The 13,259-nt window shown below is 74.2% G+C and carries 12 protein-coding genes and 1 pseudogene; 6 read left to right on the top strand and 7 right to left on the bottom strand.

The features are described 5' to 3' along the window. Positions 1 to 98: 98 nt before the first annotated feature. Together AB0J08_RS34960 and AB0J08_RS34955 are read right to left on the bottom strand one after the other, a co-directional pair. Positions 99 to 320: an acyl-CoA carboxylase subunit epsilon gene (locus tag AB0J08_RS34960; RefSeq protein ID WP_360642143.1), complete on the bottom strand. Its 222-nt coding sequence runs from the start codon at positions 318 to 320 to the stop codon at positions 99 to 101. 25 nt (positions 321 to 345) lie between these two features. Further along, the gene (locus AB0J08_RS34955) at positions 346 to 1,926 is read right to left on the bottom strand and encodes an acyl-CoA carboxylase subunit beta (RefSeq protein ID WP_360642141.1); all 1,581 of its coding nucleotides are present in this window, start codon (positions 1,924 to 1,926) and stop codon (positions 346 to 348) included. Between the two features lie 227 nt (positions 1,927 to 2,153). On the opposite strand from AB0J08_RS34955, the gene AB0J08_RS34950 reads away from it, so the two are divergent. The 4 genes and pseudogenes from AB0J08_RS34950 to AB0J08_RS34935 all read left to right on the top strand — a co-directional run bounded on the left by AB0J08_RS34950 (position 2,154) and on the right by AB0J08_RS34935 (position 7,079). Then, the gene (locus tag AB0J08_RS34950) at positions 2,154 to 3,047 is read left to right on the top strand and encodes a biotin--[acetyl-CoA-carboxylase] ligase (protein ID WP_360642139.1); all 894 of its coding nucleotides are present in this window, start codon (positions 2,154 to 2,156) and stop codon (positions 3,045 to 3,047) included. A 169-nt stretch (positions 3,048 to 3,216) separates the two neighbouring features. Continuing rightward, on the top strand, positions 3,217 to 4,341 hold the full coding sequence (locus tag AB0J08_RS34945; protein ID WP_360642137.1) for an adenylate/guanylate cyclase domain-containing protein: 1,125 nt from the start codon (positions 3,217 to 3,219) through the stop codon (positions 4,339 to 4,341). Between the two features lie 462 nt (positions 4,342 to 4,803). After that, positions 4,804 to 5,829: pseudogene (locus tag AB0J08_RS34940) on the top strand (diguanylate cyclase); the annotation flags it as partial. 887 nt (positions 5,830 to 6,716) lie between these two features. After that, on the top strand, positions 6,717 to 7,079 hold the full coding sequence (locus tag AB0J08_RS34935) for a hypothetical protein (RefSeq protein ID WP_360642135.1): 363 nt from the start codon (positions 6,717 to 6,719) through the stop codon (positions 7,077 to 7,079). 72 nt (positions 7,080 to 7,151) lie between these two features. On the opposite strand, the gene AB0J08_RS34930 is transcribed toward AB0J08_RS34935, so the two are convergent. Together AB0J08_RS34930 and AB0J08_RS34925 are read right to left on the bottom strand one after the other, a co-directional pair. Continuing rightward, positions 7,152 to 7,748, bottom strand: a complete 597-nt coding sequence (locus AB0J08_RS34930; protein ID WP_360642133.1) for a TetR/AcrR family transcriptional regulator — start codon at positions 7,746 to 7,748, stop codon at positions 7,152 to 7,154. 71 nt (positions 7,749 to 7,819) lie between these two features. Next, entirely contained in the window at positions 7,820 to 8,662 is an 843-nt protein-coding gene (locus AB0J08_RS34925) for an alpha/beta hydrolase (RefSeq protein ID WP_360642131.1), read from the bottom strand. 125 nt (positions 8,663 to 8,787) lie between these two features. On the opposite strand from AB0J08_RS34925, the gene AB0J08_RS34920 reads away from it, so the two are divergent. Continuing rightward, positions 8,788 to 9,282: a helix-turn-helix domain-containing protein gene (locus AB0J08_RS34920; RefSeq protein ID WP_360642129.1), complete on the top strand. Its 495-nt coding sequence runs from the start codon at positions 8,788 to 8,790 to the stop codon at positions 9,280 to 9,282. Between the two features lie 66 nt (positions 9,283 to 9,348). Here AB0J08_RS34920 and fdhD read toward each other — a convergent pair whose 3' ends face one another. Next, complete coding sequence (fdhD, locus tag AB0J08_RS34915) at positions 9,349 to 10,173, bottom strand: formate dehydrogenase accessory sulfurtransferase FdhD (protein ID WP_360642127.1); 825 nt, start codon at positions 10,171 to 10,173, stop codon at positions 9,349 to 9,351. A 74-nt stretch (positions 10,174 to 10,247) separates the two neighbouring features. Beyond that, the gene (locus AB0J08_RS34910) at positions 10,248 to 11,099 is read right to left on the bottom strand and encodes a DUF4365 domain-containing protein (RefSeq protein WP_360642126.1); all 852 of its coding nucleotides are present in this window, start codon (positions 11,097 to 11,099) and stop codon (positions 10,248 to 10,250) included. A gap of 75 nt (positions 11,100 to 11,174) precedes the next feature. Between AB0J08_RS34910 and hutH the strand changes: the two genes are divergently transcribed. Further along, positions 11,175 to 12,758, top strand: a complete 1,584-nt coding sequence (gene hutH, locus AB0J08_RS34905; RefSeq protein ID WP_360642124.1) for a histidine ammonia-lyase — start codon at positions 11,175 to 11,177, stop codon at positions 12,756 to 12,758. Positions 12,759 to 12,824: 66 nt separating this feature from the next. On the opposite strand, the gene AB0J08_RS34900 is transcribed toward hutH, so the two are convergent. Further along, complete coding sequence (locus AB0J08_RS34900) at positions 12,825 to 13,250, bottom strand: hypothetical protein (RefSeq protein ID WP_360642122.1); 426 nt, start codon at positions 13,248 to 13,250, stop codon at positions 12,825 to 12,827. Positions 13,251 to 13,259: the final 9 nt, after the last annotated feature.

Below are 13,259 nucleotides of genomic sequence, written 5' to 3'. Positions count from 1 at the left end.
TCGTCCGTCGCCGGCTTGACCTGCCCAGGGCGTGGCATCCAGGCACCTCCTGGGCAGGCAGCCTACCATCAGCGATCCTTAAGTCACTGGTATTGGTACTAGCCCGCCCAGCCCGAGGTGCGCCAGGCGTTGACGCCGGGGCGGGGGGTGGCGCGCAGCCGGCGGGCGCGGTCGTTCCAGGGGGAGTCCGGGCCGGCGCCGGCCCGGCGGGCCGCCTCGGCGGCGGCCTGTGCGGCGGCGGCCCGGGACTGGACCACCGCCAGGACGGTGGCCAGCTCCTCGGGGGTCGGCTGCCCGTGCAGCACGTGGATCGGGGCCATGGCTCAATCCTCTCGCGACAGCCGCTTACAGGGGGATGTTTCCGTGCTTCTTCGGCGGCAGCACCTCGCGCTTGCCGCGCAGCGCCCGCAGCCCGCGGACGATGTGCCGGCGGGTCTCGCTCGGTGCGATGACGGCGTCCACGTAGCCGCGCTCGGCCGCCAGGTACGGGTTGAGCAGGGTGTCCTCGTAGGAGGCGATCAGCTCGGCCCGCCGGGCCTCGACGTCGTCCGCCTCGGCCAGCTCGCGCCGGTGCAGGATGTTGACCGCGCCCTGTGCGCCCATCACGGCGATCTGCGCGGTCGGCCAGGCGAGGTTGAGGTCGGCACCCAGGTGCTTGGAGCCCATCACGTCGTACGCGCCGCCGAAGGCCTTGCGGGTGATCACGGTGATCAGCGGGACGGTGGCCTCGGCGTAGGCGTAGATCAGCTTGGCGCCGCGGCGGATGATGCCGTCCCACTCCTGCTCGGTGCCGGGCAGGAAGCCGGGCACGTCGACGAAGGTCAGCACCGGGATGTTGAACGAGTCGCAGGTCCGGATGAACCGGGCGGCCTTCTCGCTGGCGGCGATGTCCAGGCAGCCGGCCAGGTCCATCGGCTGGTTGCCGACGATGCCGACGGGGTGGCCCTCGACCCGGCCGAAGCCGGTGATGATGTTGCCGGCGTACAGCGGCTGGGTCTCCAGGAACTCGCCGTCGTCCAGGACGTGCTCGATCACCGTGTGCATGTCGTACGGCTGGTTCGCCGAGTCCGGGACGAGGGCGTCGAGTTCGAGGTCCTCGTCGGTGACCGAGAGGTCCGCCTCCTCGGGGAAGGACGGCGGGTCGGAGAGGTTGTTGGAGGGCAGGTACGAGAGCAGGCTCTTGACGTACTCGATCGCCTCCTTCTCGTCCGCGGCCAGGTAGTGCGCGTTCCCCGACTTGGTGTTGTGGGTGCGCGCGCCGCCCAGCTCCTCCATGCCGACGTCCTCGCCGGTGACGGTCTTGATCACGTCCGGGCCGGTGATGAACATGTGCGAGGTCTGATCGGCCATCACCACGAAGTCGGTGATCGCGGGGGAGTACACCGCGCCGCCCGCGCAGGGGCCCATGATCAGCGAGATCTGCGGGACCACGCCGGAGGCGTGCACGTTGCGGCGGAAGATCTCGCCGTACAGGCCGAGCGAGACCACGCCCTCCTGGATCCGGGCGCCGCCGGAGTCGTTGATGCCGATGACCGGGCAGCCGGTCTTCAGCGCGAAGTCCATCACCTTGACGATCTTCTCGCCGAACACCTCGCCGAGCGAGCCGCCGAAGACGGTGAAGTCCTGCGCGAAGACGGCCACCTGACGGCCGTCGACGGTGCCGTAGCCGGTGACCACGCCGTCGCCGTACGGGCGGTTCTTCTCCTGGCCGAAGTTGATCGAGCGGTGCCGGGCGAACTCGTCGAACTCCACGAAGGAGCCCTCGTCCATCAGCTCGACGACGCGCTCACGGGCGGTCAGCTTGCCCTTGGCGTGCTGCTTCTCCACGGCCTTGGCGGAGCCGGAGTGCACCGCCTCGTCGATCCTGCGCCGCAGGTCGGCGAGCTTGCCGGCGGTGGTGTGGGGGTCGTACGGGGCCTCGGTCATCGGGTGGGCTCTCCCTGATCCATGGGCCGCGGCCTGTTTCGGTGGTACGCGGGTCTGGGCGGGACACGCGCATGAGGGCAGGGCGGCGCAACGAACTACCGTCGAGTAGCGTAGCCAGCGCGCAGGGTTTCCCGTTATGGCCAGCGACACAGTGTGTCAACGGCCGTTCTGCGGGACGATATGGCGGCCTACGGCCACGGCGCCGGTCAGGCCCTAGTCTCGTGGTCATGACCGACCCCGTCACCCCCCGCCGCAGTGGACTGCGCGGCTTCGGCCATGCCGGGCCGTCGCCCTGGACCGATCTGGACCGGCCGCCGCTGGACGCCGAGGCCCTGCGCCGCGACCTCGTCCTGCCGGGCGGGTTCTGGACGGCGCTGGACGTCGTCACCGAGACCGGCTCCACCAACAGCGACCTCGCCGCCCGCGCCAAGCAGGGTGCGCCGCAGGGCGCCGTGCTGGTCGCGGAGGCGCAGAGCGCCGGGCGCGGCCGGCTGGAGCGGCAGTGGACGGCGCCGCCCCGCTCCGGGCTCTTCCTCTCCGTCCTGCTTCGCCCGGACGAGGTACCCGTCGAGCGGTACGGCTGGTTGCCGATCCTGGTCGGCGTCGCGGCGGCCGCCACGCTGAGCCGGGTCGCCGAGGTCGAAGTCGGCCTGAAATGGCCCAACGACCTCCAGGTGGAGATCGACGGCGCGGAGCGCAAGCTGGGCGGCATCCTCACCGAACTGAGCGGCGGCGCGGTGGTGGCCGGCCTCGGCGTCAACGTCTCGCTGCGCGCGAGCGAACTGCCCGTCCCCACCGCCGCCTCGCTGGCCCTGGCCGGCGCGGCGGTGACCGACCGGCCCACCCTGCTGCGCGCGCTGCTGCGCGAGTTCGCCGATCTCTACGCCGAGTGGACGGCCGCCGCCGGCGACCCGCACGCCAGCGGCCTGCTGTCCGCCTACGCGGACCGCTGCACCACCCTCGGCCGGCCGGTCAAGGTCCACCTGCCCGGCGACCGGGAGCTGCTCGGCGAGGCGGTGGCGATCGACGGCGACGGCCGGCTGGTGGTCCGCACGCCCGACGGCGCACGCCGCCCGGTGGGCGCCGGAGACGTCGTCCACGTGCGCCCCGAGCCGCGCTGAGCGGGACTCTTCACCTCTCCTTGACCCGGGCGGATGCCCCGGATCGCGGGATTCCGTGCGAACATTCCACCTGGCAGCAGTGTGAGGCGCGCCACTGCCCGAAGGGTGGCGGGCGCGCCCGGACAGGCAGGACACGAGGCAAGTGCGGCAACCGCACGGGGACGGACCGGTGGCAGAGGACGGCGGCAACGGCGGTACGGCGGGCTCCGACGACCAGACGGTCGCGCTCGACCTGGAACGCCTGATCCTGGACGCACCACGCCGCTACACCCCGTACCAGGCCGCCCGGGCCGCCGACGTCCCGATGGAGCTGGCCACCCGCTTCTGGCGGGCGATGGGCTTCCCGGACATCGGGCAGTCGCGGGCGCTCACCGACGGTGACGTGATCGCGCTGCGCCGGCTCGCCGGCCTGGTGGAGTCGGGTCTGCTCAGCGAGCCGATGGCGATCCAGGTGGCCCGTTCGACCGGGCAGACCACCGCCCGGCTGGCCGGCTGGCAGATGGACACCTTCCTGGAGAACCTCACCCAGTCCGTCGAACCGGGGCTGACCCGCGCCGACGTGGCCTACCCGCTGGTCGAGCTGCTGCTGCCGGAACTGGAGCAGTTCCTGGTGTACGTCTGGCGCCGCCAGCTGGCCGCCGTCACCGGCCGGGTGGTGCAGGCCGCCGAGGACACCGAGATCACCAGTGGCCGGCTGGCGGTCGGCTTCGCCGACCTGGTCGGCTTCACCCGGCTCTCCCGCCGGCTGGAGGAGGAGGAGCTCGGCGAGCTGGTCGAGACCTTCGAGAACACCTGCTCCGACCTGATCGTCGGCCAGGGCGGCCGGGTGATCAAGACCCTCGGCGACGAGATCCTCTACGTCTCCGAGGACCCGGGGACGGCCGCCGAGATCGCACTCAGCCTGATCGAGGCCCTGGCCGAGGACGACACCATCCCCGCGCTGCGGGTCGGCATGGCCTTCGGCACCGTCACCTCGCGGATGGGCGACGTCTTCGGCACCACGGTCAACCTCGCCAGCCGGCTCACCTCGATCGCACCCAAGGACGCGGTGCTGATCGACGGCGAACTCGCGGCCGCGCTGGAGCAGAACGGCAGCGTCGCCCCGGCCGACGCGGACGCGCCGGGCCTGGCCGAGGCCCTGGCGACCGCCGCCGGGCTGCCCGCCTCCGGGCTCCCGGTGCCGGGACCGGACGCCGGGCACCGGTTCAACCTCCAGCCGATGTGGCGCCGCCCGGTGCGCGGGCTCGGGCTGGTCGAGCCGTGGCTGCTGTCGCGGCGGCCGCGCGGGGCATAGCCCCCGGGGCGTAGTCCTCCCGAGGAGCGGTCGGCCGCGCGCCGGGGCTCCCGCACCGCCCGGAATGCTCGGCGGCGTACGGGGTAGGCGGGTCTTCGCACGAGGCGGCCGGGGTGTTCGCACGAGGCGGTCCGGGCAGGGTGTCCGGGCCGGTCCCGTGGCGGGGTCCGCGGCCGTCGTCCGAAAGCCGTACGGCTGAAACCGGTCCGGTCGCGAGGATCCGTGCGGGCAAACGGGGCATAACCGAATGAAACCGCCATAGTCTTGGTGCAAGCGGCTGGACGGGTCCGGTTCTCGGTGGGGTGAGCCACGGGGCCGAACAGGACCGAGCACAGGGAACGAGGCGAGCCGGTGGGCAGTGAGGCGATCACGACGGACCGCGGCGGCTGCGTGTGCGACCGTACGGAGCCGCCCGCCGTCCCCGACTCGCGACTGACGTCCGTGGTGGAGCTCGCCCAGGACATGGCGGGGGCGCTCACCCCGCTGGAGGCCGTCCGCGCGGCGGCCGTCCGCGCCACCGAGGCCCTCGGCGCCACCATGGCGGCCGTCTCGGTCTGGGACCGGGAGTCCGGCCGGCTGCGGGTGCTGGTCAACCACGGGGACCTGGCACCGGGCGAGGAGGAGCTGCCGCAGGACGAGTCCTACCCCGTGGCGGACTTCCCCGAGATCGTCACCTACCTGGAGGAGCGCTGGACCACCGGCCGGCTGCCCCGCGCCTGGCTGCAGAGCGCGGAGAACACCGAGCCGCACCCCGGGCACTCGCACCCCGCCGCCGGGGCCTACTGCCAGGAGCGCGCCGCCGCGCTGCGCCGGCGCGGCCGGGCCTGCTGCGTGGTCGCCCCGATCGTGCTGCACGGGCAGGCCTGGGGCGAGCTCTACCTGGCGAGGTCCACCGGGGCGCCGGAGTTCACCGAGGGCGACGCCGACTACGCCACCCTGCTCGCCGCCCAGGTCTCGGCCGGGCTCGCCCAGACCGAGCGCCTCGCCGACCTGCGCAAACTCGCCTTCTCCGACCCGCTGACCGGCCTGGCCAACCGGCGGGCGGTGGACGCCCGGCTGGAGAGCGCGCTGGAGGCGCACAACCGCGACGGCACGGTGGTCTCGCTGGTGGTCTGCGACGTCAACGGCCTCAAGCGGGTCAACGACCAGCTCGGGCACGAGATGGGCGACCGGCTGCTGGAGCGCTTCGCCCACCAGCTGTCGCTGGCCGCCGCCAAGCTGCCCGGCAGCCTCGCCGCCCGCCTCGGCGGCGACGAGTTCTGCCTGCTGGTGGAGGGCCAGAAGGCGGACGAGGTGGTCGCCGTCGCCGAGGAGCTCTGCGCGCGGGCGCTGGCGCTGGCCGAGGGGGAGGGCGTCGCCTGCGGAGTCGCCTCCACCGGGGACTCGATCGGCCCGGTCACCACCCCCGACCGGCTGTTCCGGCTCGCCGACGCCGCCCAGTACCGGGCCAAGGCCGCCCGCGCCGCCCACCCGGTGGTGGCCGGGCGCAGCCACGGCCCCGGCTTCTCGCCGGACCCGACCGTCCTGCTGGCCGACGCCGCCGACCCGCACCACCGGGCCGACGCCCGGGGCCGCACCCCCGGCCGGGCCGGTTCCGGCGACCGGCGGCGGTTCCGCGGCGCCGCGCACAGCGCCGACCCGGGGCAGCTGCTCACCGCCGTGCTCGCCGCACTCGACCAGCACGGCGTCTCCCGGTCGGTCCACCCCGCCGACACCATCGGCAAGCTGGCCGTCGTCGCGGAGACCTCGTCCCGGCTGCTGGACGCGGTCGGCTGGTGGGTCTCCTACGTGCCGCCCGGCTCGCACCTGATGCGCACCGCCCGGCACGCCGTGTACCGGATGACCAGCGGGCCGAGCAGCTCGCGGGCGGAGACCCAGCGGGCCCAGATCGAGGCCCCGGACGCCGTCTTCGACCTGCGGCACTACCCGATGACCCGGCGGGCGGTGCGCGGCGGGTCCTTCGCGCTGCGTGCGGGCGCGGCCGGGAACGACCCGTCCGAGGAGGCCATGCTGGTGGTCAGCGGTTACCGGGGGATGGTCGCGGCGGGCGGGCAGAACCCGGCGGGCGGCTGGCTGCTGGAGCTGTTCGCCGACGACGCCACCCTGCCGCTCGGGCAGGTCGCCAGCGCGATGCGGGCCCTGGTCGCGGTGGCGCTGTCCGGCCCGGCCTCCCCACCACCGGGGTGACGCTGGCCGGGGCGGGTTCGGTGGTCGGGTCCGGCGGGCGGCTTGTACCGGTTCGGTGACCGGCCTGTTTCGAGCGGGTCGCGGTCCGGTGCGGAGGTTGTCGCAGGGCTGGGCTGGGGGGCACGGACGTGGGATGGTATCGGCGGTCGGCGGGCCAAGGGGGCCGAGCCGGAACGGGGGTCGAACCAATGCGCGCTCGTCTGACGAGCCTTGTCCTCTTCGCGGTACTGGCTCTGGGCGGTGCCACGCTGGCCGCCGCCCCGGCCGCCGAGGCCGCGCCGCGCGCCGCGGCGGTGAGCACCGTCGCCGCCGGCACCGCCGCCGTGGGGAGCGCCGCCCAGGCGGCCCCGGCCGCCCCGGTCGTCGCCGAGCACCGCGACGGCACCCGGCTGGCCGGCTCCAAGGACAAGTCGAAGTCCAAGTCGAAGAAAAAGAAGAAGGGCTTCTTCGGCAAGCTCATCGGTGTGGTGATCGGCATCGTGGTGGTGCTGATCGTGATCGCCGTGATCATCGCGGTGATCGTGATGCTCCGCCGCCGCAACCGGCCGTAGGCCCCGGCTGCCCCGCCGGCCCCGTCGGCCCGTGGACCTTCCGGGTCCGCGGGCCGACGGCCGTGCCCGGGGTCACGGGCACAGGGCGCGCAGGACGGCGTCCACCAGGCGGTCCGCGTAGGCGTGGTCGAGCGGGCCGAGGCCGTGCAGCCAGCGGTAGTACATCGGGCCGTAGAGCAGCTCGACGGCGAGGTCGAGGTCGGCGTCGGCGGCGAGCTGCCCGGCCTCGCGGGCGCTGCGCAGACGGGCCCGGGTGACCTCCAGCAACGGGTCCAGCAGGCGTTCGCGGTACTCGCGCAGCAGGGCCGGGTCGCGCAGGTACTCGGAGATCAGACCGCGGCCGGTGGTGTCGAAGCCGGGATCGGCGAGCTGGTCGGCGGTCGGCCGCAGGACGGTGCGCAGGTCGGCGGCGAGGTCGCCGGTGTCGGGCAGGGTCAGGCTGCCGGAGGCGTCCTCGTTGGCGGCCTGGAAGGCGTCGAAGACCACCGCGCCCTTGGAGGGCCACCAGCGGTAGATGGTCTGCTTGCCGACGCCGGCCCGGGCGGCGATCGCCTCGATGGTCAGCTTGCCGAAGCCCACCTCGGCCACCAGTTCGGCGGCGGCGGTGAGGACGGCCTGGCGGGAGCGCTCGCTGCGGCGGGCGGGATCGGGTGAGCTGCTGCGGGTCATGGGCCCATTCTAGGTATTCAGCGGGACGATACGTCTCGTCTTGACACCCGTCGCCCCGGACGGCGGAGGGTTCAGCCGGCGTGGACCGCGTCCGCGAGCAGTTCGCGGAGCCGGGCCGCGAACGCCCGGGGGTGGGTCAGGTTGCCGTTGTGGCCGCCGGGCAGGCGGACGGGGGTGGTGCCGACCCGCTCGGCGAGCAGCTCGGCGCAGCGGTAGCTGTAGACCGTCGGGTCGGTGGCCTCGCCGACGGCCGGCACCACCCGGGTCGGCCCGGCGGTGAGTGCGTCCGCCTCGGCGGGGCCGAAGGTGCTGCGGCGCAGGGTGGTCAGGTCGTGGCCGAGGAACGCGGTGAAGTTGGCCTCGCGCTCCGGGCCGAACGACTGCGGGCGGGCGTCGGGCTCCCGTTCCTGGTGGGCCGTGATCCCGGTGGCGGCCATCACGCCGCGCAGGGCCGCCTGCCAGCCGTCCCGGCGGAACGTGTCCTGGATCCCGGCCAGCGCGTCGAGCGTCCCGGCGCACTCCTCGGCGGACAGCAGCCGCGGCGCGGCCGGCTCGTGGGCGATCAGGGTGTGCAGCCGGCCGGGGTGGTCGTGGGCGACCTGCAGCCCGATCAGGGCGCCGAGGCTGCAGCCGAGCATCAGGGCGGGCCGGTCGGTGACGGCGGCGAGCAGTCGGTGGACGTCGTCGGCGTGCTCCTCGATGGTCGGCGTGCGGCCGGGCTCGTCGAGGGTGCTGCGGGAGAGGCCGCGCCGGTCGTACGTCACCACGGTGTGGCGGTCGGCCAGGTGGGCGACCAGGTCGGCGCTGCGGTCGGCGTCGCCCTCACCGCTCTGGGCGATCAGCAGGACCGGGCCGGTGCCTTCGACGCGGTAGTGGATGCGGGCGCCGGCGGTGGTGAGCAGAGCGGTGGTCATGTGGCAGGTCCCTCCCCTGGGCGGCTCTGGCGGCCGCCGTTGACTCCACCGTAAAGCATCGAAAGAGATGCATCAAGATAGATGAATCTCTTTCGATGTATCTCTTCTGATGTACTGTGGCGGACGTGAACGGAGTCGAACTACTGCTGCTCGGCCGGACGTTGATGAAGATCGGCGAGGAGGCCGTCCCGGCGCCGGAGGGTGGACGACCGCCCGCCGGGGTCAAGGCGGTCGTCGTCGTGATGAGCGACGTCTACGAGCACCCGGACAGCGCGGTCGGGGAGATCGCGGCCCGGACCGGCCTGCCGCAGAGTCAGGTGTCCGCGGCCGTGGCCCGGTTGCGGGAGGCCGGCTCGATCGTCACCGGGGCCGACCCGCGGGACCGCCGCCGGCTGCTCGTCCGCCGTGCTCCTGGCATCTCCCCGCGTCGCGCGGAGGTCGCCGCCACCTCGATCGACGGTGCGCTCGCCCGGGCGCTCGGCACCGACGACCCGCGGGAGCTGGCCGAGGTGCGCGATGCGCTGGACGTGCTCGCGCGACGGCTCACCCCCGCGTCGCTGCGCCGGCTGAAGGCCGAGGCGGGGGCGCAGGCCGCGGCCGGGGCGCCGGAGCAGGCCTGACGGCGGCCGGGGCGCCGGGTGTGACGGTCGGGGGGCCGGCCGGGGCGGCGGGTGGGGGCCGGCCGGTCAGCCGGTGATCCGGTCCGGGCGGGTGTAGACGTTGGCGCGCTCGCCGCGCAGGAAGCCGACCAGGGTCAGGCCCAGCTCCTCGGCGAGGTCCACCGCGAGGGAGGACGGCGCGGAGACGGCCGCCAGCAGCGGGATGCCCGCCAGGGCCGCCTTCTGGGTGAGCTCGAACGAGGCACGGCCGCTGACCAGCAGCACGTGCCCGGTCAGCGGCAGTCGGCCCTCGCGCAGCGCCCAGCCGACGACCTTGTCCACGGCGTTGTGCCGGCCGACGTCCTCGCGGGCGCAGAGCAGCTCGCCGCTCGTCCCGTCGAACAGGCCTGCCGCGTGCAGGCCGCCGGTCGAATCGAAGGTCCGCTGGGCGGCCCGGAGCCGGTCCGCCAGCCCGTAGAGCAGCGCCGGGGGGACGGCCAGCGGGTCGGCCGCGACGGGGTGGCGGACGTGGGTGCGGACGGCGTCCACCGTGTCGCGGCCGCAGAGGCCGCAGGCGCTGGTGGTGAGCAGGTTGCGGTGGGCGGAGAGCGGGAGGGCGCGGGCGCCGCGCAGGGCCGCGTCCACCACGTTGTAGGTGTTCGCGCCGGCGTCGTCCGTCCCGGCGCAGTAGCGCAGCGCCGCGAGGTCCTCCGCCGTGTGCACCAGTCCCTCGCCGACCAGGAAGCCGGCCACCAGGTCGAAGTCCTGCCCGGGGGTGCGCATGGTCACCGTCAGCGGTTCGCCGCCGACCCGGATCTCCAGCGGCTCCTCCGCCGCCAGGGCGTCCGGCCGCGTGCTGCGGTCGTCTCCGTGCAGCCGTACCACTCGCCGCCGCGCCGTCGCCCGCGTCATCGGTCCTCCGCCTCCGTGCCGTCCGTCGACCCCAGCGTGCGGCATCGGGGCGGCGGGGCGGAAATCGGTGCGGCTCAGCGGGCCGGGAGCCGGGTCATCCAGTCGCTGGCGGCGAAGCAGGCGCGGAGCCAGGAGAGCTCGGCGTCGTTGAGGACGACCGTGCCGGCCAGCGGGACGTCCAGGAACGGGTGGGCCATGAGCTGCTCGACCAGCTCCGGGTCGGCGGCGGTCGCGGGGTCGAGGCGGGCCAGCAGCTCGGGAGTGACCCGGTCGCGCATCCGCCCGGTCCGTTCGGCGGTCACCGGGTGCGGCTCCCAGTCCAGGTCGCGGTGCCAGAGCATGGCGAAGGCCTCGCCGGGCCGCTGCTGGAAGACCGCCTCCTCGCCGCAGTCGTTGACGAAGTACGAGAGGTAGTCGCCCGGGTCGAAGCCCTGGCCGGTGAGGTCGGCCAGGAAGGCGTGCAGCCCCCGGGCGTTGCGGACGTACTGGCGCCACTGCCGGACGGCCCCGGCGAGGGTGGCTCCGGTGAGCACGGCCCCGGCCGGGACCCGCACCGTCCGGGCGCTCCGGCCGCCGGCCCGCGCCGCGCGCAGCTGCTGGGTGGCGTTGGCCCAGTGCAGCGTGTCGCCGTCCGGGTCGTGCACCACGCAGATCACCGGGATGTTGCTCTCGCGCCACTCCTCGCCGTGGGCGCCGACCGGCACCGAGTACCCCTGTCGGCGGCGGAAGGACCGCCCGCCCTTCACCTGGATGGCGATGCTGTGCGGCGTGCGGCGGCCACCGTCGGCGAAGGTGACGTAGAGGTCCTCGCCGAAGTCGTTGGAGCCGTCGATCTCCTGGACGATGTGGTGGGCGCCCTCCAGCAGCGTGCGTACGGCGTTGACGGCCGCGCGCTCCGTCCGGCGGCTCTCGGGTACCCGTGTCATGGGCGGGAACCTATCGTGCGGGTCGGACGGCTCCACTGGTTGTCATATCTTCATTCAGCTGGTGTGATGATGCATATGGATATGCACAGTGCTGTGGCCCCCGATGCGCCCCTCGTCCAGGTCGGCAAGGCCGACGTCAGCGCCGAGGACGTGCTGGCCGTCGCCCGGGGCAACGCCCGGGTCGAGATCGGCCCCGACGCGCTCGCCGAGATGGCGGCCGCCCGGGCCCGGATCGAGGCCCTCGCGGCCGAGCCGCGCCCCGTCTACGGTGTCTCCACCGGCTTCGGCGCGCTCGCCGTCCGGCACATCAGCCCCGAGCTCCGCGCCCAGCTGCAGCGCTCGCTGGTGCGCTCGCACGCCGCGGGGATGGGCCCGGCGGTGGAGCGCGAGGTGGTCCGCGCGCTGATGTTCCTGCGGATGAAGACGCTGGCCTCCGGCCGGACCGGCGTGCGCCCGGTGGTCGCGCAGACCATGGCCGCCATCCTCAACGCCGGCATCACCCCGGTGGTCCGCGAGTTCGGCTCGCTCGGCTGCTCCGGCGACCTCGCCCCGCTCTCGCACTGCGCACTCGTCCTGATGGGCGAAGGCGTGGCGACCGGCCCGGACGGTGTCGACAAGCCCGCCGGCGAGCTGCTCACCGCGGCCGGCATCGAGCCGGTCGAGCTGCTGGAGAAGGAGGGCCTGGCCCTCATCAACGGCACCGACGGCATGCTCGGCATGCTGGTGATGGCCATCGCCGACCTCCAGCGCCTGTTCACCACCGCCGACATCACCGCCGCGATGACCCTGGAGGCGCTGCTCGGCACCGACAAGGTGCTCGCCCCCGAACTGCACGCCCCGATCCGCCCGCACCCCGGCCAGGCGCTGAGCGCCGCCAACATGCTGGCCGTCCTCAAGGGCTCCGGCCTCACCGGCCACCACCAGGACGACGCCCCGCGGGTCCAGGACGCCTACTCGATCCGCTGCGCCCCGCAGGTCGCCGGCGCCGGCCGCGACACGGTGGCCCACGCCGCGCTGGTCGCCTCCCGCGAGCTGGCCGCCTCCGTCGACAACCCGGTGGTGCTGCCGGACGGACGCGTCGAGTCCAACGGCAACTTCCACGGCGCCCCGGTCGCCTACGTGCTGGACTTCCTCGCCATCGCCGCCGCCGACCTCGGCTCGATCTCCGAGCGCCGCACCGACCGGCTGCTCGACAAGGCCCGCTCGCACGGCCTGCCGGCCTTCCTGGCCGACGACCCGGGCGTGGACTCCGGCCTGATGATCGCCCAGTACACCCAGGCGGCCCTGGTAAGCGAGAACAAGCGGCTCGCGGTGCCGGCCTCGGTCGACTCGATCCCGTCCTCGGCGATGCAGGAGGACCACGTCTCGATGGGCTGGTCGGCCGCCCGCAAGCTGCGCCAGGCCGTCGAGAACCTCGGCCGGATCCTGGCCGTCGAGCTGACCGCCGCTGCCCGCGCGCTGGAGATCCGCCGGCAGGCCGACGCCAGCGGCACGCCGGCGCCCGCCACCCTCGCCGCGCTCGCCGTCGCCCGGGAGGCCGGGGTCGGCGGCGCCGGCCGCGACCGCTTCCTCTCGCCGGACCTGGAGGCCGCCGCCGCGCTGGTCGCCTCCGGCGAGCTGGTGCGGGCCGTCGAGAAGGTCACCGGGCCGCTGGCCTGAGGTCACCGGCTTGAGGCCGGCGGCCCGAGGCCGCCGGTCTGACGCCGCCGCGCCGGGCGGGTGGGATCAGTCCCACTCGCCCCGCGGCGGCTTCGACCGGCGCTCGTCCCGCTTCTCGCCCATCACGGCCGCGAAGTTGACCCCGGCGATGCCGGCCCAGACCACCACCAGGCTCATGAACCCGGCGAACCCACTGGTACCGCTGTTGGTCGCGATGGCGGTGAGCGGGATGCCGGTGGCCAGCGAGACCAGCGGCAGCTTCGAGCCCGAGCGGCCGAAGGAGCGCCGGCGCAGGTGCTCCGCCGGGCCGTAGTCGTCGAGCCGCTCCGACACCCGGCGCTCCACCCGGGCGTCGAGGCGGGCGTCCAACCGGGCGTCCAGCCGGGCCAGGAAGGAGTCGACGATCTCCGACTCGTACTCCTTGCCCAGTTCCTTGCGGGCCTGCAGAGCGGCTTCGAGGTCGCGACGCAGTTCGTCCTGGCGAGAGTCCATGGTGCTCAG

The organism is Kitasatospora sp. NPDC050463, assembly GCF_040655255.1.
GTDB lineage: Bacteria > Actinomycetota > Actinomycetes > Streptomycetales > Streptomycetaceae > Kitasatospora.
The sequence above is the reverse complement of the archived record's forward strand: the minus strand, read 5'-3'. Positions and strand labels throughout refer to the sequence as shown.